At 72.8% G+C, this 24,230-nt stretch carries 25 protein-coding genes; 7 read left to right on the plus strand and 18 right to left on the minus strand.

Going from position 1 to position 24,230, the window contains the following annotated elements; all coding sequences use genetic code 11:
• Positions 1–282: 282 nt before the first annotated feature.
• The 5 genes from ABD823_RS22980 to ABD823_RS23000 all read right to left on the minus strand — a co-directional run bounded on the left by ABD823_RS22980 (position 283) and on the right by ABD823_RS23000 (position 4,759).
• Positions 283–966 (minus strand): VOC family protein, encoded by a 684-nt coding sequence (locus ABD823_RS22980; protein ID WP_425566647.1) that lies wholly within the window; start codon positions 964–966, stop codon positions 283–285.
• A 182-nt stretch (positions 967–1,148) separates the two neighbouring features.
• Positions 1,149–2,213: an NAD(P)H-dependent flavin oxidoreductase gene (locus tag ABD823_RS22985; protein WP_425566648.1), complete on the minus strand. Its 1,065-nt coding sequence runs from the start codon at positions 2,211–2,213 to the stop codon at positions 1,149–1,151.
• 127 nt (positions 2,214–2,340) lie between these two features.
• Positions 2,341–3,093 carry a CoA-transferase subunit beta gene (locus ABD823_RS22990; protein ID WP_344862860.1) on the minus strand — a complete coding sequence of 251 codons (753 nt, stop codon included), beginning with the start codon at positions 3,091–3,093 and terminating at the stop codon, positions 2,341–2,343.
• Positions 3,090–3,989 carry a CoA transferase subunit A gene (locus ABD823_RS22995; RefSeq protein ID WP_344862996.1) on the minus strand — a complete coding sequence of 300 codons (900 nt, stop codon included), beginning with the start codon at positions 3,987–3,989 and terminating at the stop codon, positions 3,090–3,092. Before ABD823_RS22995 ends, ABD823_RS22990 begins: the two co-directional genes overlap by 4 nt.
• Positions 3,990–4,006: 17 nt before the next feature.
• Positions 4,007–4,759, minus strand: a complete 753-nt coding sequence (locus tag ABD823_RS23000; RefSeq protein ID WP_344862862.1) for an enoyl-CoA hydratase family protein — start codon at positions 4,757–4,759, stop codon at positions 4,007–4,009.
• A gap of 122 nt (positions 4,760–4,881) precedes the next feature.
• Here ABD823_RS23000 and ABD823_RS23005 point away from each other — a divergent pair, with 122 nt between their 5' ends.
• A complete protein-coding gene (locus ABD823_RS23005) occupies positions 4,882–5,784 on the plus strand; it encodes an SDR family oxidoreductase (protein WP_344862864.1) in 903 nt (300 codons plus the stop codon).
• A gap of 195 nt (positions 5,785–5,979) precedes the next feature.
• On the opposite strand, the gene ABD823_RS23010 is transcribed toward ABD823_RS23005, so the two are convergent.
• Entirely contained in the window at positions 5,980–6,867 is an 888-nt protein-coding gene (locus ABD823_RS23010) for an MBL fold metallo-hydrolase (RefSeq protein WP_344862866.1), read from the minus strand.
• A gap of 160 nt (positions 6,868–7,027) precedes the next feature.
• Here ABD823_RS23010 and ABD823_RS23015 point away from each other — a divergent pair, with 160 nt between their 5' ends.
• Complete coding sequence (locus ABD823_RS23015) at positions 7,028–7,456, plus strand: MarR family winged helix-turn-helix transcriptional regulator (protein ID WP_344862868.1); 429 nt, start codon at positions 7,028–7,030, stop codon at positions 7,454–7,456.
• A 246-nt stretch (positions 7,457–7,702) separates the two neighbouring features.
• Here the strand turns inward: ABD823_RS23015 and ABD823_RS23020 are convergent, their stop codons facing one another.
• The gene (locus tag ABD823_RS23020; protein ID WP_344862870.1) at positions 7,703–9,400 is read right to left on the minus strand and encodes an AMP-binding protein; all 1,698 of its coding nucleotides are present in this window, start codon (positions 9,398–9,400) and stop codon (positions 7,703–7,705) included.
• Between the two features lie 218 nt (positions 9,401–9,618).
• On the opposite strand from ABD823_RS23020, the gene ABD823_RS23025 reads away from it, so the two are divergent.
• Positions 9,619–10,407 carry an SDR family oxidoreductase gene (locus ABD823_RS23025; RefSeq protein WP_344862872.1) on the plus strand — a complete coding sequence of 263 codons (789 nt, stop codon included), beginning with the start codon at positions 9,619–9,621 and terminating at the stop codon, positions 10,405–10,407.
• A 90-nt stretch (positions 10,408–10,497) separates the two neighbouring features.
• Here ABD823_RS23025 and ABD823_RS23030 read toward each other — a convergent pair whose 3' ends face one another.
• From ABD823_RS23030 to ABD823_RS23060, 7 genes are read right to left on the minus strand one after another with little or no spacing between them, the layout of a single operon-like run.
• Entirely contained in the window at positions 10,498–12,666 is a 2,169-nt protein-coding gene (locus ABD823_RS23030) for a chemotaxis protein CheA (protein ID WP_344862874.1), read from the minus strand.
• Entirely contained in the window at positions 12,663–12,977 is a 315-nt protein-coding gene (locus tag ABD823_RS23035; RefSeq protein ID WP_344862876.1) for an STAS domain-containing protein, read from the minus strand. Before ABD823_RS23035 ends, ABD823_RS23030 begins: the two co-directional genes overlap by 4 nt.
• The gene (locus ABD823_RS23040) at positions 12,974–13,342 is read right to left on the minus strand and encodes a response regulator (RefSeq protein WP_344862878.1); all 369 of its coding nucleotides are present in this window, start codon (positions 13,340–13,342) and stop codon (positions 12,974–12,976) included. The genes ABD823_RS23035 and ABD823_RS23040 overlap by 4 nt, the downstream gene beginning before the upstream one ends.
• A gap of 11 nt (positions 13,343–13,353) precedes the next feature.
• Complete coding sequence (locus ABD823_RS23045; protein ID WP_344862880.1) at positions 13,354–14,418, minus strand: methyl-accepting chemotaxis protein; 1,065 nt, start codon at positions 14,416–14,418, stop codon at positions 13,354–13,356.
• The gene (locus tag ABD823_RS23050; RefSeq protein ID WP_344862882.1) at positions 14,411–15,475 is read right to left on the minus strand and encodes a protein-glutamate methylesterase/protein-glutamine glutaminase; all 1,065 of its coding nucleotides are present in this window, start codon (positions 15,473–15,475) and stop codon (positions 14,411–14,413) included. Before ABD823_RS23050 ends, ABD823_RS23045 begins: the two co-directional genes overlap by 8 nt.
• Positions 15,468–16,304, minus strand: coding sequence for a CheR family methyltransferase (locus ABD823_RS23055; protein ID WP_344862884.1), 837 nt, complete (start codon positions 16,302–16,304; stop codon positions 15,468–15,470). The genes ABD823_RS23050 and ABD823_RS23055 overlap by 8 nt, the downstream gene beginning before the upstream one ends.
• The gene (locus tag ABD823_RS23060) at positions 16,301–16,906 is read right to left on the minus strand and encodes a chemotaxis protein CheW (RefSeq protein WP_344862886.1); all 606 of its coding nucleotides are present in this window, start codon (positions 16,904–16,906) and stop codon (positions 16,301–16,303) included. The genes ABD823_RS23055 and ABD823_RS23060 overlap by 4 nt, the downstream gene beginning before the upstream one ends.
• Before the next feature lie 339 nt (positions 16,907–17,245).
• Here ABD823_RS23060 and ABD823_RS23065 point away from each other — a divergent pair, with 339 nt between their 5' ends.
• Positions 17,246–18,997, plus strand: a complete 1,752-nt coding sequence (locus tag ABD823_RS23065; RefSeq protein WP_344862888.1) for a methyl-accepting chemotaxis protein — start codon at positions 17,246–17,248, stop codon at positions 18,995–18,997.
• A gap of 151 nt (positions 18,998–19,148) precedes the next feature.
• Here the strand turns inward: ABD823_RS23065 and ABD823_RS23070 are convergent, their stop codons facing one another.
• From ABD823_RS23070 to ABD823_RS23080, 3 genes are all read right to left on the minus strand, one after another.
• Entirely contained in the window at positions 19,149–19,634 is a 486-nt protein-coding gene (locus ABD823_RS23070; RefSeq protein ID WP_344862889.1) for an SRPBCC family protein, read from the minus strand.
• Positions 19,631–19,966 (minus strand): ArsR/SmtB family transcription factor, encoded by a 336-nt coding sequence (locus ABD823_RS23075; RefSeq protein ID WP_344862891.1) that lies wholly within the window; start codon positions 19,964–19,966, stop codon positions 19,631–19,633. The genes ABD823_RS23070 and ABD823_RS23075 overlap by 4 nt, the downstream gene beginning before the upstream one ends.
• An 88-nt stretch (positions 19,967–20,054) precedes the next feature.
• A complete protein-coding gene (locus ABD823_RS23080) occupies positions 20,055–20,834 on the minus strand; it encodes a helix-turn-helix transcriptional regulator (RefSeq protein ID WP_344862893.1) in 780 nt (259 codons plus the stop codon).
• 88 nt (positions 20,835–20,922) lie between these two features.
• Here ABD823_RS23080 and ABD823_RS23085 point away from each other — a divergent pair, with 88 nt between their 5' ends.
• From ABD823_RS23085 to ABD823_RS23095, 3 genes are all read left to right on the plus strand, one after another.
• Complete coding sequence (locus ABD823_RS23085) at positions 20,923–21,402, plus strand: nuclear transport factor 2 family protein (protein ID WP_344862895.1); 480 nt, start codon at positions 20,923–20,925, stop codon at positions 21,400–21,402.
• A gap of 170 nt (positions 21,403–21,572) precedes the next feature.
• Positions 21,573–22,115, plus strand: coding sequence for an NUDIX domain-containing protein (locus ABD823_RS23090; RefSeq protein WP_344862897.1), 543 nt, complete (start codon positions 21,573–21,575; stop codon positions 22,113–22,115).
• 216 nt (positions 22,116–22,331) lie between these two features.
• Positions 22,332–23,114 (plus strand): SgcJ/EcaC family oxidoreductase, encoded by a 783-nt coding sequence (locus ABD823_RS23095; RefSeq protein ID WP_344862899.1) that lies wholly within the window; start codon positions 22,332–22,334, stop codon positions 23,112–23,114.
• Between the two features lie 180 nt (positions 23,115–23,294).
• Here the strand turns inward: ABD823_RS23095 and ABD823_RS23100 are convergent, their stop codons facing one another.
• Positions 23,295–24,038 (minus strand): hypothetical protein, encoded by a 744-nt coding sequence (locus tag ABD823_RS23100; RefSeq protein ID WP_344862901.1) that lies wholly within the window; start codon positions 24,036–24,038, stop codon positions 23,295–23,297.
• Positions 24,039–24,230: the final 192 nt, after the last annotated feature.

A 24,230-nucleotide genomic window follows, 5' to 3' on the forward strand; every position in this document is an offset into this window, starting at 1 on the left:
CCTTCCGGCGCTCCGGAGCGCCCGCGGCTGGAGCGCGACGTCGCCCGTCTGACGGCCGGGCTGGAGGCCGCCCGGGACGCCTCCCGCCTGCCGGAGACCGCCACCGCGGACGGCGTCCTGCACGACCTGGTCGTCCGCACCCGCCTGGCGGCCGGCGCCGGGCCCTCCCGAAGCTGATCCGGCCGGAGCCCGGCCTTCCCGGGGCTGACCGCGGGGCCGGCGCCGGGGCCGCCGACCACTGCGCCCGGGTGACGGCCTGCCGGGCAGGCCGCTGAAGAACCCTCAGCCCAGCCACTCCCGCAGCCCGGCGAGATGCCCGAGCTCCGACTCGATGCGCTGCCTGTCGTCGGCGACGAGCTCCAGATCGCGTAGATCGGCGATCCACGGATCGGTGGGCTCACCGAGGACCGCGGCCAGGTCGATGAGGTGGCACAGGGCGATGGCCAGCTCGACCGGCGGGGCGTCCCCGCCGCGCCTGCGCACCGCGGACTTGAGCGCGCGGAACGCCTGCAGGTCGTCGTTCTTGAACTCGCGCAGGATCCGGGCGTTGTCCAGTGCCCTGGCCAGGCCCGTCAGCCGCTTCGAGCCGCCGTACTCCAGCTCGACCGGCTCGTCGCGCTGGATGAAGATGATCGAGTTCCCGGATGGATCGATCAGCGTGAACCGGGACGCACCCGGCCGGTAGCGGGTGATCCGCGGAAGGCCCGAACCCAGCACCTTCCCGTAGGCCCGGCGCATCGCCGCGGTGAACGCCGCGTGGTAGGGCGCCACGGCGTCGACCATGACCAGGCAGCCTCCGGACTCCTCCCGGGCCGGATCCAGCCCTCCCGGCGCCGGGCCGAAGTGCAGCTGAAACCCGCTCCACCGCAGCGCCAGATAGACATAGGGCCTGCTCTGCCTGTAGGTCACCTCGAACCCCAGCGCCTCGTAGAACGCCGAGGTCTCCTCCACCGACGCGCACGGCATCAGTGGAACCGTCGTCTCGTTCGCGAGAACCGCGGCCTCGTCCACGTCATTCCCCTCTCCGTCTCTCCCGGCGATGCTGGCACCCTTCGGCGAAGCCCGCATATGGATCGTTCCAGGCAGGGATGCGCCTGCCGGGGAGCCGGTGCTCCGGTGCTCCCGGGGGCCTGCCCGGCGGATCGCCCCTACGGCCCGCCGTGCCTGCGCCCCAGGTCACGCAGGGTCGCGGCGGCCCGGGTGACGACGGCGTCGATCAGCTCCTCGCAGGAAGGCAGGTCGTCGATGACCGCCACCGCCTGGCCGGAGGCCAGCACCCCCAGGTCCGGGCGGCCGTCGACCATCGCGGCCCTGAGCAGCATGGGCGTGTTGGCCGCCATCAGCACCTGCGGCCAGGTCAGCTCCCCGCCGCGCCGCATGGCCAGGCCGTCGCGGACCATCGCCGCCCAGGACATGCCGGAGACCTTCCGGAAGCGGGCGGCGTTGCGCACCGCGCGGGCCAGCCGGGTCATGCGGCCCGCCTCCTCCAGCCCCGCCACCAGGGGCGTGCGCAGCACCCGGTGCGGCGTGCCGTCCACCTGGCGGGTGACCACGGTCTCGGAGGCCTCCAGGTAGAGCCGCTTGACCGCGTCCGGGACGGCGCTGTCGGAGGTGAGCAGGAAGCGGGTGCCCATGGCCACGCCGGCCGCGCCGTACGCCAGGGCGGCGGCCAGCCCCCGGCCGTCGAAGAAACCGCCGGCGGCGATCACCGGGATGTCCACGGCGTCGACGACCTGCGGCAGCAGCAGCGTGGTGGCGACCGGACCGGTGTGGCCGCCGCCCTCGCCGCCCTGGACGAGCACCGCGTCGGCGCCCCAGGCGGCGACCTTCTCCGCGTGGCGGCGCGCCCCGACGGACGGGATCACCACGACTCCGGCCTCCTTCAGCCTGGCGATCAGCTCCCGTCGGGGGGCCAGCGCGAAGGAGGCGACCTTCACCCGGTGCCCGATCAGCAGGTCGACGCGGTCGCCCGCGTCGGAGGCGTCGGCGCGCAGGTTCACCCCGAAGGGGGCCGCGGTGCGCGAGCGGACCTCCTCGATGGCGGCGTCGAGCCGGTCGAGGGTCATGGTGGCCGAGGCGAGGATGCCCAGGCCGCCGGCGTTCGCCGTCGCCGAGACCAGCCGCGGCCCCGCCACCCACCCCATGCCGGTCTGCACGACCGGGTGGCGGACCCCGGTCAGCCGGGTGAGCGGCGTGTCGAGGAGCTGGCCGATCACGTCCGGGCCTCCGGTCCTCGCGGCGCCGCCGGCGCGGGCGCCCGGCGGTCGCGGAACGCCCCGCCGCGGGAGGCCGCACCCGCGTCCCCCCCGCCGGTGCGGACGCCCGCCGCCCTGCGGGGTGTCATGCCGGGACCTCCCGGTCGCGCAGGCCCCGCGGGTCGAGCCGCTCGCGGATCAGTCGCAGCTCCTCGCCGGTCGGCTGCCGGGTCTCCGGCACGTCGCCGTCGACGACCGGGTCGAAGCCGGTGGCGGCGAGGACCTGGTCGACCTCCGCCCCGGGGTGGACCGAGACCAGCCGCATCGCCCCGTCCGGCGTGCCGAAGTCGAACACGCCCAGGTCGGTCACGACCCGGCGCAGGTCGTGGAAGCGGGAGGCGGCCGGGCCCAGCTCCGCCGCCCGGTCGGCGCCGACCCCGCTGACCACGTCCACCTCCGGCACGAAGACGCGCCTGGAGTGGCGGGGGATCCAGTAGCTGGTCGGGTTGCAGATCGTGTTGCCGGGGGCGCCGCGCACGCCGAGCAGCTGGGAGGCGGGCCGGGCCCGGTCGCCGATCGCCGAGATGTTCGTGTTGCCGTACCGGTCGATCTGGGAGGCGCCCATCATCACGTGCCGCCGCCCGTTCTGCACCAGCCACAGGTGGTCGCGGAACGGCAGCCAGCCCTCGGCCGGGCCGGCGGGCGCGCCGAGCGGCACCGGCTCGGCGGTCAGCAGCGCCCCGCCGTCGGTGGTCAGCAGGTCGGGCGCGAAGGTGAGCCGGGCCAGCCGGGCGCCCAGGACCGAGCAGGTGCCCATCGCCGCCGCCAGGATCTCACCGTCGCCGCGCCAGGCCTCGGCGCAGGCCACCACGCAGACCTCGGCCCGGGTCGCGCTCATCGGTCCTCCTCCTCGTGCCAGCGCCGTACCGCGTCCCGGTAGGCGGTCTCGCCGCCGGACAGGAAGCGGCCGGTGAAGGCCGCCCACGCGTCCGGGTCGGCGGCCGAGGCCGCGTAGTGCCGCTGGAACGCCTCGTCGCGGCCGCGGTCCGCGCACTCGGTGAAGTGCGCGCCGTCGGGGGTCTCGACCACCCCGGCGACGTGCATCCGGCTGACCAGCAGCGTCTGCGGCGGGCCCGCCAGGCGGCCCGGCCCCACCAGCTGCTCGCAGCTGACGTAGGTGCGGGCGGCGGCCTTGGCGAACAGGTCGTCCAGGTACGGGTCGGGGCCGAGGTACTGGCCGTTGCCGCGGGTGTCGGCCCGGTCCAGGTGCACCAGCGCCGCGTCCGTCGTCAGCGCGGGCACCGCGACCAGCTCCTCGCCCTCCTCCCCCGCCGCCCCGCCCGCGTCCCGCCCTGGAGCGCCGTGCGGCGTGCCCGCCCCGCCGTACGGCGAGCGGACCGTGCGCAGCTCCGGGTTGGCCCGCATCACGTCGGAGCCGAGCCCGGCGCGGGTCGGCAGGAACGGCAGCCGGTGCGCCGCGGCGAGCAGGCCGAACATGAACATGCCCTCGTCGTACTCGGTGAACTCGACGGCCCCGCTGCGCCGGGCGGCCCGGAAGTGCGGCTCCAGGGGGACCGAGTCGAGCGTCACGAACGGGGCGACCACCCGGCGGACCTTGCCCGCCGCGCAGAGCAGGCCCACGTCGGGCCCGCCGCAGGAGACGATCGTCAGGTCCGTCAGGGAGGACCGGAAGATCGCCCGGACCAGGGCCATCGGCTTGCGCCGCGATCCCCAGCCGCCGATCCCGAGGGTCATGCCGCTCTCCAGCGAGGCGACGACCTCCTCGGCCGTCATCACCTTGTCCGCCGGGCTCACCGCCGCGCCCCCTCCGCGACGAAGGCGGCGCGGTGCCTCTCGCCTGCGCCCGTCAGGGTGAGCTCGAAGGTGAAGCCCTGCTCGTAGCGGTAGCTGCGGTGGACGTCGACCGGGTCGATGCCGTTCAGCGACTCCTTGGCCCGGCGGATCACGTACGGGTCCTTGGCCGCGATCTGGGCGGCGACCCCGAGGGCCGTCTCGCGCAGCCGCGCGGCGGGCACGACCTCCAGCACCGAGCCGAACGCGTGCAGCTCGGTGGCGGTGACGTTCCGGCAGGTGTAGACCATGGCGCGCACCAGGTGCTGCGGGACGAGGCGGGCCAGGTGGGTGGCGGCGCCCAGCGCGCCCCGCTCCACCTCGGGCAGGCCGAAGTAGGCGTCCTCGGAGGCGACCACGATGTCGGCGTTGCCGGCCAGGCCGACGCCGCCGCCCAGGCAGAAGCCGTGCACGGCCGCGATGACCGGCGCCTCGCACTCGTAGACCGCGCCGAACGCGGCGTGGCAGCCGCGGTTCGCGCCGACCAGCGCCTCGAAGCCGGGGGATGCCTGGATCTCCTTGATGTCGACCCCGGCGTTGAAGCCCCGGCCCTCGGCGCGCAGCACCACGGCGCGGGTCCGCACGTCGCGCCCGGCCTCCCGGACGGCCCCCGCCAGGTCGAACCAGCCCTGGACCGGTAGCGCGTTGACCGGCGGCACGTCCATGACGATCTCGACGACGCCGTCGTCGTGGTTCCTGGTGGAGATTCCCATGGGCTACCTTTCCACCAAACATTTGTTAGAAATTAAGGTAGCAGAAGGACCGGCACGACCGCCTCCCCCGGCGCCGGGCCGTCCTCGCCCGACCCGGCCGCCGGTGATGAGGAGAACCGACCATGATCTGCAAGGACCGCGTCGTCGTGGTGACCGGCGCCGGGCGCGGCCTCGGCCGCGCGCACGCCCTGGAGTTCGCCCGGCAGGGGGCCCGGGTCGTGGTCAACGACCTCGGCGTCAGCGCCTCAGGGGAGGGCGCCTCCGGCGGCCCCGCCCAGCGGGTGGCCGAGGAGATCCGCGCGCTGGGCGGCGAGGCGGTGGCCGACTGCTCCGACGTCGCCGCCGACGACGGGGCACGGCGCCTGGTCGCCACCGCCCTGGAGTCCTTCGGTCGGCTGGACGTGCTGGTCAACAACGCCGGCTTCCTGCGCGACCGCATGCTGGTGAACATGTCGGAGCAGGAGTGGGACGCGGTGATGCGCGTCCACCTCAAGGGCCACTTCCTGCCGCTCAAGCACGCCGGGCTGCACTGGCGGGCCGAGTCCAGGGCGGGCCGGGCGGTGGACGCCCGGGTGGTCAACACCTCGTCCGGAGCGGGTCTGCTGGGCAGCGTCGGGCAGGGCAACTACTCCGCCGCCAAGGCCGGCATCGTGGGGCTGACCCTGGTGGCCGCCGCCGAGCTGGGCCGGTACGGCGTGACCGTCAACGCCATCGCCCCGGCCGCCCGCACCCGGATGACCGAGCGCGTCTTCGCCGCGGCGATGGCGCCCTCCGCCGCCGGCGCCTTCGACGCGATGGCCCCGGAGAACGTCTCCCCGCTGGTCGCCTGGCTCGGCTCGGCGCAGTCGCGGGACGTCACCGGCCGCGTCTTCGAGGTCGAGGGCGGCCGGATCTGCGTGATGGAGGGCTTCCGGCGCGGCCCGGCCGCCGACAACGGCGCCCGCTGGGACCCCGCCGGGCTCGGTCCGGTGGTCACCGGCCTGCTGGCCCGCGCCGCCGAGCCCGAACCGGTCTACGGGACCTGAGAGGGCGGCTCGCGAGCCGATGCCCGGCCTGCCACGGCATGGCCGGACGGTTCTGCGGCGTCACCGCCGACCGGCGGGCTCGGCCGTGCCGGGATCACGGGGCGGTCGGGCGCAGGCCGTACCCGGCGGCGGGTCCGGCGAGCGGGTGGGCGGGCCGCGCGTGGTCGTCGTGGTCGTGGTCGGTCTCGGGACGGGTCAGACGTCCAGGGGGCGCCAGGCGGGGCCGGTGCCGTCCCGGCGGACCTGCCCGAAGACCGCATCGGCGAAGTGGACGCCGAAGCCGATCGTGTCAGGCTCCTCCAACTCGGCGACGAGGCGACGGCGGTGCTCGGCGGACCGGGCGGGGTCGTGGTCGTAGAGGCAGGACCACTCGGGGTGGTCCACCTGGATCGGTGAGTGCAGGGCGTCGCCGAAGGCGATCAGCCGGGTTCCGCCCCCGGTGATGACGTACTGCGTGTGCCCGGCCGTGTGGCCACCGGTGACCTGGACCCGCACGCCGGGGAAGACCTCCTGCCCGTCCGTCACCGTACGCACGCGCGGTGCCAGCGCGGCGGCCTCCTCCTCGGTGACGCCCTGCGCGAGCAGGTCGCGTTGGGCCCATTCCGGTTCGGCCACCACATACCCGGCCCGGGTGAACACGGGCCGGTCACCGCCCGGGGCGGGGTGCCAGGCCCAGCCGAGGTGATCGATGTGCAGGTGGGTGAAGGCCACCGTTTCGATCTCTTCCGGCCTGCGGCCGAGCTCGGCCAGACCGTCCAGCAGCGCGCCACCGTGAACGGCGCCGTTCGGGCTTCCCGGCTCGGCCGGCAGCGACACCGGCCCCCACCCCGCATCGATCAGCAGTGCGCGGTCGCCGTTCTCCACCAGGAGGCCACCGATACTCGCCACAAGATGGCCGGAGGCATCCAGGTACTGCGGGTGGGCGGCCCAGATCTCATCGGTGGTGTCCGGCAGCCAGCTGCGCGGCCTCCCCTGGATGGCCCCGTCCGGCACGAAGGACACCCTCGTGTCGCCCAGCCGTACCGAGCGGACCCCCGCCGGCCGCCGCAGCCGCTCGTCCTGGTCAACCGCGGAGTTCGCCATGGTCGCGTTCCCTTCTTCGGGGTCGGGTCGCCGCCGCGCCCTCGTCGGCGACCGGGCCACCATAAGCATCAAGCTTGAAACAGTCAAGCTTGAAACATACCGGCTTGAAATAGTTAAGTTGCAAATATGCTGGCTTGATGGACTTGCTAGGATGGAGTGCATGACCACGTCCTCAGAACCGCAGGCCGCCGCCGAGCGGGAGCTGTGCGGCCTGGTGAACGGACTGGCCCAGCAGATCGCCGTTCACGTACGCGAATGCGCGGCCGTCCTGGGCCTCACCTCGGCCCAGGCGACCGCGCTGCGGGAGATGACCGGACCGATGACCATGCGGGAGCTCGCCGAGCGCATGAGCTGCGAGCCCTCCAACGCCACCTTCGTCGTCGACAAGCTCGAGAAACAGGGCTTGATCGAGCGCCGCGCGCACCCCACCGACCGTCGCGCCAAGCAACTCGTCCTCACCGCGGAGGGCGACGCCCTCCGCGAACGGCTCCTCGGACTCCTCGTCCAGGACTCACCGCTGGCCGGCCTCACCGCCCAGCAGCAGCGCACCCTTCAGGGCCTGCTCGAACAGGCCATCATCCGTTCATGAGCCGACACCGCCCCACCCCGGCGGCCCCCACTCCGGTCCGCGCAGCCGGCCCGGTCACCGGCCGGCCCCGACGGCGGAAAGGGCGCCGAAAGGCCGCCGCCCGTTCGTCCGCGCGGACCCGGGCCGACGAACTCGGTCGACGGCGGCCTGGACCAGATCTGATCCACGGCCGTCACGGCCGCACGTCCGGTTCACGAGCTACGCCAGGAGCACCTCCGCGTCCCGCCCGGCGGGACGCGCCCGCCCTCACCTGGGCAGCTCCGACTTCTGCACCTTGCCTGCCGCGTTGCGCGGCAGGCCGTCCACGACGACGACCTCCCGGGGGACCTTGAAGTTCGCCAGCAGCTCCCGGCAGTGCGCGACCAGTTCCCCCGGTACGGCCCGCGCGCCGGGCCGGAGCACGACGTAGGCGCGGCCGACCTCGCCCAGCCGCGCGTCCGGCACGCCGACGACGGCGGCCTCGGAGACGGCCCCGTGGCGGACCAGGACCTGCTCGACCTCGGCCGGGTAGACGTTGAACCCGCCGACGGTGAACATGTCCTTCGAGCGGCCGGTCACGGTCAGGTTGCCCCGCTCGTCGAGGCGGCCCCGGTCGCCGGTCACCAGCCAGCCGTCCCGGACCGCCTCCGCGGTCGCCCCGGGATCGCCGAGATAGCCGAGCATCACGTTGTGCCCGCGGACCAGGATCTCGCCGTCCTCCCCGGCCGGCACCGGCTCGCCCCCGCCGTCGACCACCTTGACCTCCACGCCCTCGATGGGGCGGCCGGAGGTCGTCGCCACGGTCACGTCGTCGTCGGTGAGGGAGCAGGAGGTCACGGTGCCGCACGACTCGGTGAGCCCGTACGCGGTGACGACCTGCGGGAAGAGCTCGGCGCGTACCCGCGTGACCAGGGCGACCGGCACGGTGGCCGCGCCGGTGACCGCGAGCCGGAGCGAGGACAGGTCGTGGCGGGAGCGCTCCGGCGCGTCCAGCAGGGACGTGTAGATCGTCGGCGGTCCGGGCAGGACGGTGATCCGCTCGGTCTCGATCAGCCGCATCGTCTCCTCCGGCGAGAAGACCCGCTGGAGCACCATCGTGGCCCCGCGCAGCAGGCAGGCCAGCACGCCCGCCTTGTAGCCGAAGGCGTGGAAGAGCGGGTTGACGATGAGGTAGCGGTCGCCGCGGGCGAGCCCGGTCCGGCCGCACCACGCCTCGTAGGTCCGCACGTCCTGGCCGTGGGTGCACATGACGCCCTTGGGCCTGCCGGTCGTGCCGGAGGTGAACAGCACGTCCGCGACGTCCCCGGGGGCCACCGCCGCCGCCCGCGCCGCGGCCTCCTCCTCCGGCACGGCCCGTCCCGCGGCCAGGAACTCCGCCCAGGGCACCCCGCCCGCGCCCGCGCGGCTTCCCTGCCCCGCGGGCACGTCCGCGCCCCCACCCGCGCGGGCATCCGTGCCCGCCCCCGTATCCGCGTCCGTGCCCGCACCCGTGCCCGCCGCCGTGCGGCCGCCGAAGTCGATCACCGCGATCAGCTCCGGCAGGCCCGGCACCGGCCCCGCGGCGCCGCGGGCCCGCCCGCCGGGCTCCTCCGCGCCGAGCACGGCCGGGTAGTCCTTGCCGAGGAAGCCGTTCTCCACGAAGAGCAGCCGCGCCCCGCTCCGGGCCAGCGGCCACCGTGCCTCCTCGCCCTTGTAGCGGGTGTTGACCGGCACCAGGACGAGCCCGGCGCTCACCGCCCCCAGCGCGGTCACGATCCATTCGAGGCCGTTCGGCGCCCAGATCGCGATCCGCTCCCCCGGCCGCAGGCCGTAGGCGAGCAGGGCCCGCGCCGCCCGGCGGGCCCGGTCGCGCAGCCCGCCGTAGGTGACCCGGACCGGGCCGTCCACCACGGCCTCCAGGTCCGGGAAGTCACGGGCGGCGCGGTCCAGGATCCGCGGGATCGTCGGTGCGTCGTTCTCGCTCATGGACTCCCTGCCTCGGTGGGGGCCCCGGTGCGGGCCGTTCTGCGGTGCGGGCGCGGCGCCGCCGTACTGCCGCCGTGCCGCTGCCGTGCCGCCATGGTGCCGCCCGGCCCCCGCTCCCGGGAGCGGTTGTCCCGGTGATCGGTACCGTCCGCCCGCCTCCGCCGCGCGCGGCCGTACCCTCCGGGGGCGGGAACGGCCGCGCGCACCGGGAGGCGACGATGAACGTGACGATGGACTTCACCGGCCGGACGGTGCTGGTCACCGGGGGGACCAGGGGCATCGGGCGCGCGATCGCGGAGCGCTTCCTGGCGGCCGGCGCCGAAGTGGTGGTCTGCGGGCGCGCCGAGCCCGCCGCCCTGCCGCGCGCGGGCGGCCGGACGGCCCGCTTCGTCGCCGCCGACGTGCGGGACGCCGCGGCCGCCGCGGGCCTGGTGGACAGCGCGGCCGGCCTGCTCGGCCGGCTCGACGTGCTCGTCAACAACGCCGGCGGCTCGCCCTCGGCGGACGCGGCGACGGTCTCCCCGCGGTTCGTCGAGAAGATCGTGGGCCTGAACCTGCTCGCGCCGTTCTACGTGGCGCAGCCGGCCAACCGGGTGATGCAGGGCCAGGAGTGCGGCGGCTCGATCGTCAACATCGGCAGCGTCGCCGCCCACGACCCGCAGCCGGGCGTCGCGGCCTACGCCGCGGCCAAGGCCGGGCTGCTCGCGCTCACCCGGGCGCTGGCGCTGGAGTGGTCGCCGAAGGTGCGGGTCAACCACATCACCACCGGGCTGGTGCGGACCGAGGCCGCGGCCGCGGTGTACGGCGAGGACGGCGGGGCCGCGGTCGCCGGGGTGATCCCGATGGCGCGGATGGCGGCGCCCGCCGACGTCGCCGACGCCTGCCTCTACCTGGCCGGCGACCTGTCCGCCTACGTCACGGGAGCGGACCTCGCCGTCCACGGCGGCGGCGAGGTCCCCGCCCGCTACGTGGTCACCCGGGAACGGGACCGGGGCCGACCCGGCTGACGGAAGCCGGACCGGACCTCGGGAGCGTCGCCCGGTGCGCCGCCCCGCACGGACCGGGTCGCACGGCGGACGCGCCCGCCGTCTCGCGGCCTATCCCGCGACGCGGAGGCGTTCCCGCTCGCCGTGGCCGGCGACCAGCGGGCCGACGTCCAGGATGAGCGCCACCTCGCCGTTGCCGAGGATGGTCGAGCCGCTGACGCAGTTGAGACTGCTGAACAGCGGGCCCAGCGGCTTGATGACGGTCTGGACCTCGCCCATCAGGGAGTCGACGACCAGGCCGGTCCGCTGCCCCGACTGCTCGATGACGACGACGCTCTGGCGGCGGGCCGGCTCGCCGGGGATGTCGAACAGGGACCGCAGCCGGATGAACGGCAGGACCTCGCCGCGCAGGTACATGCAGTCACGGTCGGCAGGGCCCGCCGGCAGTTCGACGCACTCGGTGACGCGGTCCAGCGGGATGATGAACGACGACTCGCCGACGCCGACGAGGAATCCGTCGATGATCGCCAATGTCAGCGGCAGCCGGATCCGCATGGTGGTCCCCACACCGGGCGTGGAGTCGATCTCGATGCTGCCGCGCAGTTCGGTGACGCTGCGGTGCACCACGTCCATGCCGACCCCCCGCCCCGAGATGCTGGAGACCGACTCCGCGGTCGAGAACCCGGGTTCGAAGATCAGCCCGTACACGTCCTGATCGCTCAGGACGGCCCCGGGCGCCACCAGCCCCCGCTCGGCGGCCTTGGCCAGGATCCGCTCCCGGTCGAGCCCCCGGCCGTCGTCGATGACCTCGATGACGACGCTGCCGGCGTCGTGGAAGGCGTTGAGCCGCAGCGTGCCCCGGGCCCGCTTGCCGCGCCGGACGCGTTCTTCGGGCGGTTCGATCCCGTGGTCAAGGGAGTTGCGGACCAGATGCAGCAGCGGGTCGCCGATCCGCTCGACGAGGGCCTTGTCCATCTCGGCGTCACCTCCCGTCACCACCAGGGCGACCTCTTTGCCCAGGTCCATGGAGACGTCCCGGATGACCCGCTCGAAGCGCCGCAAGGTGGTGCCGATGGGCACCATGCGCAGCGCCAGGGCGCTGTGCCGGACCTCGTCGACCAACCGCATGACCTCGCTCTCCGCCTGCAGCGCACCGCCCTGCCCCGCCGCGGCCGGCCGCATGCCCGTGCTGGCCTGGGCGACGACCAGCTCGCCGACGAGGTCGATGAGCTTGTCGAGCCGGGACGCGTCGATCCGGATGGTCTGGGTGTCGTGGAAACGCGCCTCGACCGTCCCCCGCTGCTTGCCCAGCGCCGCTTCCACGATGGGCTGCCCGACGATGTTCTCCTCGACGAGCACCTCGCCGATCCGCACCGGCGGCTCGGCGTATCCCGCCGATCGCTCCTGCTGGATCCGCAGGGCCCTGGCGATCTCGGCCTCCGTGACCGCTCCGCTGCGGACCAGGATGTCGCCGACCCGCTCGCTCTCCGGCAGCGACTGGATGCGCTGCACGTAGGAGTCGGTCTGGTCGTCGGCCGCCACGATGCGGATGTCGCCGTCCTCGCGCACGAACTCGAACACATTTTCGATCTCGGCTTTCGGGGCGTCGGTGACGAGGTGCACCTCGAAGCCGAGATAGCAGGTCTCGGGGTCCATCCCGTCCGCCTCGGGCAGCGCGTCGACGTCCGTCGTCACGCGTGTCACCGAACCCATGGTGCCCAGGTAGCGGAGGAAGGCCAGCGGATCCATGCCGTTGCGCAGGCTGTCCGGGCCGAAACGCAGGCTCAGCTCCCAGGCGACGTCGGGACGGGCCGGACCGGTCTCCGCGGGCGGCCCGGGAACACTCCCGGCGGGGCGGGTCTGCGCCGTGTCCGCGGACAGGAACGGCCGCAGCCCGGCCAGCAGGTCCTCACCTGCGCGCACCTGGGAGGGGCTCGCCTGCGTCTGCCCCGCGGCGACCCCCTCCACGATGGCCGCGATGTGGTCCGCGCACGGGAGCACGGCGCTGACCAGCCCGGGCGACACGCCGAGTGCGCCCTCACGCACGAGGCCCAGCACGGTCTCGACCACGTGGGTGAACTCCACCAGGTGGTCCAGGCCGAACAGGCCCGCCGACCCCTTCAGCGTGTGCACGGCGCGGAAGAGCGCGTTGACGGTCTCGTCCGCGGCCGGGTCGTCCTCCAGCGCGATCAGCCCGTCCTCGATGTCCTGGAGCAACTCCCGGGCCTCGATGACGAAGGTGCCGAGCGCCTGGCCCAGGTCCTCACCGAGGGACATCATGCCTCCGATCGTCCGGTCACGGTCTGCGCGGTGCCGTCCAGCACGCCGTCGAGGTGGGCGACGGCCAGGGTGTCGCGGACCACCTCGTTGAGATCGCGGAACGTGACGGTCCGGCCCAGACGGTGCGCCTCCCGGCGGGCGTGCAGCAGCACCTGGAGACCGGCGGTGTCCAGGTCGGTCACCCCGGCCAGGCACACCTCCACCGGTGCGCCGTCGCTCAGGGCCGCCGCGAGCCGCCGGTTGTACTCGGCCGCGGTGATGATCGTCAGCTCGTCGTCGACGGCGATCCGGTGGGGAGGGGACGCGGTCATGGCTGGACCAGCTTCGCCACGGCGGCGAGCATCTGCGGGGGCTGGAACGGCTTGGTCACCCAGGCCTTGGCCCCGGCGGCCTGGGCCTGCCGCTTCTTGTCCTCCTGGGACTCGGTCGTGAGCATGATGATCGGTGTGAACTTGTACGCCGGCAGCTTCTTGACCTCCTGGACGAAGGTGATGCCGTCCATGTTCGGCATGTTGACGTCGGAGATGATCAGGTGGATCCGCTGCCCGGTCAGCTTCTTCAGGGCATCCTGTCCGTCGACGGCGGCGATCACGTCGTACCCCGCGCCGCGTAGCGCGATGGTGACCACCTGCCGGACCGAGGCGGAGTCGTCGACTATCAAAACGCTCTTGGGCATTTCCTGTCCCCTCAGAAGAATGTGATTTCGGATTCGCGCACCCGGGCGACGGCACCGGAGTGGTGGGCCTGTCGCTCCTCGTGCATCGTGTAGTCCTCGGCCAGAGCCTTCAGCAGCGCCTCGGCGTCCAGCGAGGCGCCGCCCGGCTCCGCCTCCCGGGTCCGGGCGATGAGCTCCGGGAGCCGGTCGATGTTGTCACGCAGGTGCTGCAGTACCTGGCCTACCCGGTCCTGGAACTGGAGGTTCACGATCGCCTCGTTGATCTCCGCCCGGATGCCGACCGCCGCGTTCTCCAGCTGGGCCGACGAGTCCCGGACCGTGGAGACCACCGACAGCAGGTCCTCGAGGACCCCCTGGACCTCGTCGTTGGCCTGCGCCACGGCGTGGTCCTCCCGCTCGGCCGACTCCTGCGCGGCCGTCAGCACCGACTCGATCGCCTCGGCGATGCCGGTCACCTTGGTCTCCATCCGCTCGCTGATGCCCAGCGACCGGTCGGCGAGCTGGCGGACCTCCGAGGCGACGACCCCGAACGCCGCGCCCGCCGCGCCGACCCGGGCCGCCTCGATGGAGGCGTTGAGCGCCAGCAGATGCGTCTGGCCGGCGATCCCGGTGACCTCGGCCGCCATCCGCTTCAGCTCCTCGTTGAGGCCGAGCAGCGTGTGCAGTTCCTGGGACGCCCGGCGCTTCACCGCGAGCGTGTCGTCCAGGGTCCCGACGACGTCGCCGAGGCGCTTGCGGCTGCGTTCGAAGGCGCCGCCGTCACCGTCGTCGAGCACGACCGCGGATGAGGCCAGGACCTCGTCCAGATTCGACACGATGCCGCCGAACTGCTCGGCCAGGCCGCTGACCGCCGTCTCCATCTGGGCACGGGAGGAGTCGATCTGGGCTGACCAGACCGGGGCGACCTTGGTGGCGAGGTCGGTGATCAGATGCAGGTGCGCCGGCGTGTCCGGCGCCGGCGCGGCCGCAGAGACCTGGCGGGCCCGGACGGCCCGCCGGGCCCGTGCCGACGCGAACCCGTAACCGAGCACGCCGCCGAGGACGAGGACGAGGAGCAGCTGAATCGGTTCAGCCATGCTGACGGATCACCTCCGCGATCGAGGGGAGTGGTACTTCACGGTCGACGGCGCCCAGGGCGACCGCGGAACCCGGCATGCCGTACACGGCGCAGGTCGCCTCGTCCTGGGCGATGGAGAGGGCGCCGCGGCGGCGCATCTCCAGCAGGCCGCGGGCGCCGTCGTCGCCCATGCCGGTCATGATGATCCCCAGCGCGCCGGGCCCGGCCGCCTCGGCCACCGAGCGGAACAGCACGTCCACCGACGGCCGGTGCCGGTTGACCGGCGGGCCGTCGGAGATCCGCACCCGGTACCGGCCGTCGGAGTTCCGCAGCTCCATGTGCCGCCCGCCGGGCGCCACCAGGACGTGTCCGGCGCGCACGGGGTCGCCGTCCGCGGCCTCCTTGACCGTGACCTGGCACATCGGGTCCAGACGGGCGGCGAAGGCGTTGGTGAACACCGCCGGCATGTGCTGGACCACGACGATGCCGAAGTCCACCCGCGGGAGCGCGGTGAGAACGGTCTCCAGCGCCTGGGTGCCCCCGGTGGAGGCGCCTATCGCGACGACCGGCCCGGCCGCACCGGGCGGCGTGCCGGGCCGGTGCGGCACGGGCGGGGGCACGGCGGGCCGGGTGGCCGTGTCCGGCCGCCTCACCCGGCCGGCCGCCGCGGCGCGGACGGCGGTGACGATGTCGTCGGAGCTGTCCTCGACGAACCCCCGCAGCCCGGTGGCGGGTTTGGCGATGACGGCCACCGCGCCCGCGGCCAGGGCGGTCATCGCCGTCCGCGCTCCGCGCTCGGTCAGGGCCGAGCAGATCACGACGGGTGTCGGCCGGATCGCCATGATCTTCTTGAGGAAGGTGAGGCCGTCCATCCTCGGCATCTCGAGGTCGAGGAGGACGACGTCGGGCCAGGACTGGTTCATCCGCCTCATCGCGAAGATCGGGTCCGGCACGGCGGCGATCACCTCGATGCCGGCACTGGCGTGCAGCCGGGAGGTCAGCGCCTGCCGCATGACGGCGGAGTCGTCCACGATCAGCACCTTGATCGGGCCGGCGCCCGGGCCCCGCTCAGCCACGGCCGTCTCCGTCGAGCCGGTAGACGGACGGCGTGACCATGCGCAGCCGCGACGTGATGCCGCTGAGCGACTCGGAGTGGCCGACGATCAGGTGGCCGCCGGGGTGGAGCATCTCCTGCACCCGGGCCACCAGCTCGTGCTTGGTGGGGGCCTCGAAGTAGATCATCACGTTGCGCAGGAGGATGACGTCGAACCTGCCCAGCGACCGGAGGTCCGTCATCAGGTTGGCGTGCAGGAACGTCACCTTCGCCCGGAGCTCGGGGGCGATCGCCATGAGCCCGGCGTAGTCGTCGCGGCCCTTGCGGCAGTACTTCCGCAGCAGCGGCCGGGGGATCCTCTCCGCGGCCGCGATCGGGTAGACGCCCCGGCGGGCGACCGCCACGACCCGGGACGAGACGTCCGTGCCGACGATCTCCCACGGCGTGGCCGGCGCGGCGTCGGCCAGGACCATCGCCGCGGTGTAGGCCTCCTCGCCGGTCGAGGAGGCCGCGCTCCACAACCGGAGCGGCCGGTGCCCGCGGTGCGAGGGCACGACCGTGTCCCGCAGGAAGCCGAAGTGCGGCGCCTCGCGGAAGAAGAACGTCTCGTTGGTGGTCAGCCGGTCGACGACGTAGCCCACCTCCGCCTCCTGGTCCGGCCGCTCGAGGAGCCGGATGTACTCGCTGTAGGAACCCATCCCGAGCTGGCGCAGTCGCCGGTCCAGCCGGTTGGCCACCATGGCCTCCTTGCCGGGAGTGAGCCTGATGCCGGTATGCCGGTGCAGCAGCTCGCTGATGTAGCCGAACTCGCCTCCGGTGATGGCGAGCGGCTCCGCGATCGGCGGTGTCATGCTGACGGGACCTCGCTCGCCGTACCGCCGTGGCCGGCGGGCGCGCCCGCGGCCGGCCCGGCGAGACCGGCCATGTCGGCGATCGACAGGACGTTGTCGACGTCCAGCACGATGACGAAGTCGCCCTCCCGCCTGGCCATGCCGCTGATGTAGTCGGCCCGGATGCCCGCGCCGAAGGCGGGGGCCGGCTCGATGTCGTCGTCCTCGAAGGCGACGACCTTGTTGACGGTGTCGACCAGGATCCCGATGTCCTGCCCGGTGCGCTTGCCCCTCGCGGAGGCGCCGGCGACGTCCCCGGACGCGTCGTTGATGTGGACGATGATGACGCTCGTCCGCTTCTTGATCTCCGTGCTTCCCCGGGAGAGCCGGACGGCGAGGTCGATCACCGGGACGGCCCGGCCGCGAAGGTTGATCACCCCGCGCACGAACTCCGGCATCGTCGGCACCACGGTCAGCCGGCGGTGTTCGAGGATCTCGATGACGTGGAAGATGTCGAGGGCGTAGGCATCCCCGTTGAGGGTGAAGGTCAGGTAGCGGGCCGGTTCGGCGGCCGGCGAACCGTTGGCCGAGGCGCCCCCGTGCGCTGCGGAGATGTCACTCACCGGATGATCCTTTCGGGCAGGCGGGGACCGCGCGTCCCGTGACCCGCACCCGTCTGTTTCGTGGCGTACTAACGTCCGGGCACACACATCGGCGCGGCCGCACGCCAGTCAAGGTGATTTCCGCAGATCGTCCTTCCGGCGCGGCGCCCGCCGGTTCCCCGCCCTCCCCGCCGGCGGGCGCACGGAGGCGGGGTGCCGGAGGCCGGGGACGCGGCCGGGCCGGGGACGCGGTTGCCCGGAAGCGCTCAGGCGGAGCCGGAACGGGCCGATTCTGGGGCGGTTATGACAGACATCCCCGCCCCGCTGTGCGGCAGAGGCGGTTAAGGAGCCTTGGGAGAAATGGCAGACGAAGACATCCGTCGTCGCTCGATCATGTCCGCGTTCCGCGACCTGTCGGTCGTGTGGAAGCTGCGCGCCCTGGCCATCGTGGTCCTCACCCTGATGCTGGCCGTCGGCGCGGTGGGCCTGGTCCAGCTCGGCGGCACCCAGCAGCGCTTGGACGATCTTTACCACGGGAACCTGCGGGACGTTCAGATGATCGGCGACGTCGAGGCCGGTTACCTCAAGGTCCGGCTCAAGACGAACAGGGCCGCGATGGCCCAGAGCAGCGCCGAGAGCGAAGCCGGGATCGCGGACGTGCAGGAGTCCGCCGCCGCCCTGGACCGGGCCTGGGCCGACTTCACCGCTCGGGACGCGGCCGGCGGCGAAGACGAGCGGCGTGCGTTCCTCGACGCGTGGAACGCGTACAAGCAGACCGTGTCGGACGAGTTGATGCCGCTGGCCAAGGCCGGCAAGTACGCCGATTTCAACCGGGTCGTCAACGAGAAGGTCACGCCGATCGCGACGAGGGCCGAAACGGCCCTGGCCGGCCTGCTGGAAGGCGCGGACCGGAACGCGCAGGCGCGGCTGGACGAATCGGCCTCCGCCCACGACACCGCCCAGACGATCCTGATCACCCTCATCGTGCTCGCCCTGGTGCTCACCTTCTCGGTCGTCCAGGCGATCAGCCGGGCGATCTCCCGGCCCCTGAGCCAGGCCGTGACCGTCCTCACCGGTCTCGCCGGCGGACGTCTCGACCAGCGGCTGACCGTGGCCGGCCGCGACGAGGTCGGGCGGATGGGCATCGCGCTGAACAGCGCCCTGGACCGGCTCTCCGAGACCGTCGGCGGGGTGCTGGACTCCACCGCGCAGCTCAACAGCGCCGCCAACCAGATCAGCGGCGCCTCTCAGAGCCTGTCGCAGGCCGCCACCGAGCAGGCCGCCAGTGTGGAGGAGACCACCGCGGCCATCGAGCAGATGACCTCCGGCATCACCCAGAACAGCGAGAACGCCGTCGTCACCGAGGGCATCGCCACGAAGGCCGCCGCCGAGGCCATGGAGGGCGGCGACGCCGTCCTGAAGACCGTCGAGGCGATGAAGGAGATCACCAGCAAGATCGGCATCATCGACGACATCGCCTTCCAGACCAACATGCTCGCGCTGAACGCCACGATCGAGGCCGCCCGCGCCGGGGAGCACGGCAAGGGGTTCGCCGTGGTCGCCACCGAGGTCGGCAAACTCGCCGAACGGAGCCAGATCGCCGCCCAGGAGATCAGCGAGCTGGCCGCCGGCAGCGTGAAGACCGCCGAACGCGCCGGGGAACTGCTCAACACGATCATCCCGAGCATCACGAAGACCTCCGACCTGGTCCAGGAGATCGCCGCGGCCAGCAGCGAGCAGTCCACCGGCGTCCGCCAGATCAACACCGCGATGACCCAGATCAGCAAGGTCACGCAGCAGACGGCCTCGTCCAGTGAGGAGCTGGCGGCCACCGCCGAGGAGATGTCCGCCCAGACGGCTCAGCTCCAGGCCACCATGGCGTTCTTCACCACGGGCACCGCCTCCGGGCACGGGGCGCGCCGTCCCGGCGCCTCCCCCGCGGTCTCCGGCGGTGGCTCCGGCGGCGGGTACGGATACGACGGGCCCTCGCGCCACGGGGCCCACCACAACGGCAACGGCCAGTACAACCTGAACGGCGTCACTGCGCCGGTGTTCACCGGTGTGGACGTCGTCGTTCCGGACATCGACGACACCAAGTTCGACCGGTTCTGACGACGCCATCCGGTCCGGCCGGGCCGTACCGGGCCCGGCCGGACCGTTTGCGCGCCCGGTCCCGCCCGGCGGCGGAGCACGGCCGGCGGAGCGGCGGGCCCGGGGCGGCCTCCGGCGCGGAGCCGGGGCCACCGCGGGCCCGCCGGGGGTCTCAGCTCGCCTTGACGAGGGCGACGAGCTGGTCGAGCGCCGCGCCCCAGCCCTCGACGAAGCCCATGTCCGCGTGCTTCTTGTTGTCCTCCGGCGTCCGGTGGATGGCGATCGCGCGGTAGCGGGTGCCGCCGGAGCCGTTCGGCTGGAGCTCGATGACCGCCGTGAAGGGCAGGTCGCCCTCCTGCGGGCGGTAGCCGGGCGCCAGCGCGCTGGTCCACACCAGCCGCTCGTTCGGGACCACGTCGAGGTAGCAGCCCGCCCCGTCGAACTCCGCGCCCTCCGGAGAGCGCATCACCGTGCGGAAGATCCCGCCGGGGCGCAGGTCGATCTCGCAGTGGGGCGTCTCGAAGGGCTTCGGCGCGAACCACTGCTTGAGCAGGTCCGGCGTGGTCCACGCCTTCCAGACGAGCTCGGGCGCCACATCGACCTCCCGGGTGAGTTCGATGTCGAGGTTCGGGTCGAGGACGTACGGGGTGAAGCTCATCCTTGCTCCTTCAGAGTGGTCACGAAGTGGTCGAATTGATCGAGGCGCCGCTCCCACAGCCGGCGCTGCTCGGCCAGCCAGCCGTCGGCGGCCTCGAGGCCGGCCCGGGAGAGCCGGTAGGTCCGCACCCTCCCCTGCTTGGCGGAGGTCACCAGCCCGGCGCGCTCCAGCACCGCCAGGTGCTGGGTGAACGACGGGAGCGCCATGTCGAACGGCTCCGCCAGCTCCGAGGTGGCGGCCGGCCCCGAGACGAGCCGTTCGATCACCTTGCGTCGCGTCGGATCGGCCAGAGCCTGGAAGACCTGGTCGAGCCGTTCCTGTTCCTTAGGCACACACCTAAGTATGGTGGCCATCGACACTTAGGTCAATACCTAAGTGTCGCGGAATCGCGGTCGCCGCCGCTCGCCGCCGGGCGGGCGGCTACGCCTCGGCGTGAGCGTCGGATGCGGTGAAGTGGGCGGCGCTCTCGGCGTCCGCCGGGTAGTACGACTCGACCGCGACCTCGTCCAGCGTGATGTCCATCGGGGTGCCGAACGTGGTCGTGGTCGAGAACAGCCGCAGTTCCCGGCCGCCGAAGCGGAAGATCATCGGAACCGCGATCTCGGACTCGGCCGGATGGCCCGCCTCCTCGGAGCCGGGCGCCAGCAGTTCCTCGCAGATCGCGGCGAGCTCGGGGTCGGGGGCCACGGCGAGCTGACGCGTGATGCGGCCACGCAGCAGTGCACGCACCTCGGCCAGGTTGACGATGTGAGGGGCGAGTCCGCGCGGGTCCAGTCCGAGCCGCACCATGTTGATCGGCGGCCGCAGCAGATCGGGGGCGACGCCGGCGAGGAACGGGTCGACGGCGCGGTTGCTCATCACGATGTTCCATCGGCGGTCGATGACCAGCGCCGGGTACGGCTCATGGGCCCGCAGTACCCTTGCGACCGCGTCCCGGGCCGCCGCCAGCCCGTCCCCGTCCAGCGGCCGCTCGGCGTAGCGGGGAGCGAAGCCGCCGACGAGCAGCAGCCGGTTGCGCTCGCGCAGCGGCACATCGAGCTGATCGGCGAGCCGGAGGATCATGTCGGCGCTCGGGTTGGACCTGCCGGTCTCCACCAGGCTGACGTGACGAGCCGAGACATCGGCGGCGATCGCGAGATCGAGCTGGCTGAGCCGTCGGCGACGCCGCCACTGCCGCAGCAGTTCCCCCACCGTGTGCATGGCCGCCGATGCTACCCGCCGGAGAGCCGGACGCCATGAAATGCGAGTTCATCGACAACCCTCGCGGGCGGCGGGGACACTGCTGCCCGTGACCAAGCGGAACACGACCCCAGACAACAGGAGCATCGTCCGGCGGGCGCTGACGGCACTGGTCGCCACGGGCGACGTCGATGCGCTCGCACCGCTGCTGAGCGACGGCTTCGTCCATCACCGGCCGGATGCGACCTCGAAGACCAAGGCGGAGTGGCTCGCCGCCGTACGCGCCGCGCTCGTCCCGCTCGCCGGCATGCACGTCGAGATCGAGCACCTGCTGGCCGACGGCGATCACGTCGTGATGCACTCCCGGCGCCGGCTTCCCGGCGCCGGGCCGGGGATCGCGGTCGTCGACATCTGGCGCCTCGACGAGGGGCTGATCGCCGAGGCATGGGAGATCATCGAACCGGTGACCCAGGCGGCCGCCCACCTGAGGTGGTGGGAACCCGATGATCACGACCCGGCCGCGAGCCCGGCGTCACCGCCGGCAGCCGTCAGCGGCAGAGCGGATAGCGGTCGGTTCCGACGACCTTGAGGTTGTAGGCGTCCCGCATGACCCCCGCCCTCCGTCCAGGTCCGCGCTCGCCGGAACCGGACGGCGCCTTGCCCCACCGGCGCGGAGACGATCTCATGGACCCGGAGCGGGCCGCCGTCATCGTCTCCGGACCCGCCGGACACAGCGTGAACACAGCGTGAGGAGAGCCCGTGGCGATATCGGCCTACCTGAGACGGCTGCGGCAGTACGTGGGGCACGACCTGCTGCTGATACCGGCGGTGACGGCCGTCGTCACCGACGGGGAGGGCCGGATCCTGCTGGTGGAGGACGTCGACAGCGGCCGCTGGATCCTGCCCGGTGGAGCGGTCGACCCCGGCGAACGGCCGGCGGACGCCCTGGTCCGGGAGATGCGCGAGGAGCTGGGCGTCGAGGTGGAGCCCACGGCCGTGCTGGGGGTGTTCGGCGGTCCCGAGTGCGTCACCGAGTACCGCAACGGCGACCGCGTCGAGTACGTGACGACGGTGTTCGCCTGCCGGATCGTCGCCGGTGAGCCGGTGCCCGACGGGGAGGAGGTCGCCCGCTTCCGTTTCACCTCCTCCGAGGAGCGCGACGGGATGCGCGTGGCCCCGCTGACCCGCCACATCCTGGCCCGGACCGATCCGGACGCGCCCGGGGCCCGCTTCGACCCCCCGAGTCCCTCCGGCGCCGCAGACGTCCCGGAACCCGTCCGGGAGTCCCCGGGAAAGCGGTGAGCTGCGACTTCCACCGGTGAGCGGCGGTGGGTCCCCGCCGTTCCGTGGCGCGTGACCGTCGAGCGGGACGATGCCTTCATCGCAGCTCGACGTCGACCCGGCCTTCGGCGAGGCTGTCGCCGAGCGACCACACCGGCCGGCCCATCGGCCGGCGCGTCCGTTGCGCGCGGTGCAGAACGGTGGTGTTCATGCTCTGGCTCCTGTGAGGTGCGGGGGTTGAGCAGCAGCCGAACGGCCGGTCATGCCAAGCGCCGATCCGGAAACCGGACGGTCACCGGGCAGGCGGATCAGGGCGCAGCCGCGCCTGAGGAGCGCTCCGTGGACGTCGGCGCGGGCCTCCCGGCGGATGCGTTGAGATCAAGACCGCCTTCGTTTCGCATTACGGCCTTGCAGGCCATCGCCATGGCGTGGGGAGACCTCGCCGACGAGGAAGGGGCTCCCGATACGGCCTCACCCGTCTTGGGCGAGCGCGGTTCGATCCAGGCTTGCCATCAAGTTAAGTCGAGGTTCTACGGTCATCACAACGGTCTTGCCCGACCGGTATTCGAAGGAGCGATGATGAGTCTTGAGATCTTCGGCGTTGCGGACGACCCTCAGAACGACGTGGACGCGATCGTCGGCCTGGTGGCCGCGGTTCAGGAAGCCCAGCAAAACGAGCGGGTCGAGGCTTTTCTCAGCCTGTTCCGCAAGGCGGACCCGGTCTGGACGACCGGGCACGGCAGACGCCTTTCCGGCTGGCAGACCATCCACGACTTCACCGCCCAGGTCCTTCCGGGCTCCACCCGGCACGGAACCGCCGCCTACACTCCGGTTCGGATCCTCTTCATCCGCCCGGACGTGGCCGCCGTCAACGTCCACCAGGTGCCCCTCAACCCTGACGGCACCCGCGCCGACGGCCCCGAAGGACGCCCCTTCTACATCCTCGCCAAGGAAGAAGGTCTCTGGAAGATCGCGGCCGCCCAGAACACCCAGGTCCACGAGAACCTCCGAACCGTCTGACGCCACCGGCCCGCCGGCCGTCGCCCAGGTGGTCCGCCCCGGGTCCTGTGGAGGCGTCCGGGCGACGAGTCGGCCCGGCGCTGCCTGATCGTCACTCACGAGGCTGTAGCCAGGGCACGCCGTGTGCGGGCCCGGGCCGCCGACGGTGTGGTGGCCCGGGCCCGACGGGACGGCAAGCGGTCAGTCACCCGTGTCGGTGGTCACCTTCTCGGAAGGTGGCGCCTTGACGGACACCCTGGTGCCCCACCCGGTGAAGCGGCTGTCGATCGTGATCGTCTTGCCTTCGAACTCGGTTTTGTCGAACACGCCCGTGGCCGCGTACGACGACTTCACCCTGCTCACCAGCCCGGCCGGGGTCAGCGTGAGGGTGTAGGAGACCTTCGTGCCGTTGTGCATGCGCAGCGGGACCGACGCATCGAACCAGCGCGACGCCTTCGCCAGTTCCTTGAAGGTGATCTTCCCTGTGAGCGTGCTCCCGCTCAGCCGGCCCTTCTTGACCAGGGCCGCCAGGGTCTTCGGCTCGACGGGGTTGATGACCTGCCCGTAGAAGCCGCTTCCGCCACCGAGCAGGGCGTTGCCCTTGAGCCAGGACTTGCCCTCCGGCAAGCGGTCCTCCCACATGCCGCCCGAGGTGTAGCTGACCTTGCCGACGCTGATCGTGCGCTCGCGGGGACGGCCCACGGGAGTGGCGGTGATGTCGGAGGCCGCCACGCCTCTGGCGTCGAACTGGAAGATCCCCTTACGGCTCTGAATCTTGATCGTGTCGTCGCCCGAGAGTGTGGTCGTCTCGGTGAACCGCACGCCGTGTCCGGAGGTGAGCTTGCCCTTGAGGGCGCGTACGGGGTCTTTGGGAGCGGCCTGGGCGGGCGCGGCCGCCGCCAGCAGGAAGCCGCAGGCCATCAGGGCCGCAATCGTCGTCTTCATCTTCACGGTCAGCGATCTTTCCGTAAGCGGATCACGGCCCGGACACGGCCGAGGACCGGCGGACGATCGGAAAGCGCGACGGGACCCTATGCACGCCGTCTGCGTGCCCTGTCGCGCCGTCCCACTTCCAAGGAAGTGGGACGGCGCGAGGACGTGAAGACAACGCTCCCATCCCCCGGCTCATCAGCCGTA

The organism is Planomonospora alba (assembly GCF_039534085.1).
Lineage (GTDB): Bacteria > Actinomycetota > Actinomycetes > Streptosporangiales > Streptosporangiaceae > Planomonospora_B > Planomonospora_B alba.